This window comes from Peribacillus sp. P4_C12 (genome assembly GCF_056402095.1).
Genome location: NZ_JBFUIB010001070.1, coordinates 1 through 741, shown reverse-complemented (window position 1 = coordinate 741; position 741 = coordinate 1). Strand labels below are relative to the sequence as shown.

The 741-nt window shown below is 35.1% G+C and carries 1 protein-coding gene; it reads left to right on the top strand.

Annotated elements, in window-relative coordinates:
* The coding region (locus AC1DUW_RS31345; RefSeq protein WP_477644515.1) for an amino acid permease at positions 1-527 on the top strand (527 nt) is incomplete at its 5' end.
* Positions 528-741: the final 214 nt, after the last annotated feature.

Genomic DNA, 741 nt, shown 5'->3' with positions numbered 1-741 from the left:
CTTTAGTACTACAAAGCGCAGGCCAGAATTGGATTGCAGGAATTATTGACCTTGGAGCCTTTATTGGAATGACAACGGTCATCTTGGTTATGTTATATGGACAAACTCGTATCATGTTTGCAATGTCACGTGATGGATTGATGCCTAAATCTTTATCAAAACTTCATAAGAAATATAATACGCCTTATGCGGCATCATGGATGTTTGGTATAATTGCAGCCTTACTAGGAGCCTTTGTACCACTTGGTGAATTGGCTGAATTAGTTAATATTGGAACATTAACAGCGTTTACGATGATATCGGTAGCGGTAATCGTTTTACGTAAAACAAGACCAGATATGAAACGTGCATTCTATTGTCCGGCCGTACCGCTTGTGCCAGGTTTAGCCATCGTTTTTTGTGTATTCCTTATGTTACAACTAGGTAGCCATACATGGATACGCTTCTTAATTTGGATGGCTATTGGTATCGTGATTTACTTTGTTTATTCTCGAAAACATTCCAACCTTAATCAGCAGGAAAAATAATAATTTTAAAAAACACTCATCGGAGTGTTTTTTTGTTTAACTCTAAATTAAAGGTGGATAAAGTCAAAGTAGTTTAAGACTAATATGCAGTGTTATGGTTGAAATAAAAGAGGCAAGTATATATTGAAGCTTGAACAACAATGATTAAGCTATTTTAAATGGAGTTGAAGGTAATCAGTAATAGACAATATGTTGGATTTTAAAAGTAAATAGG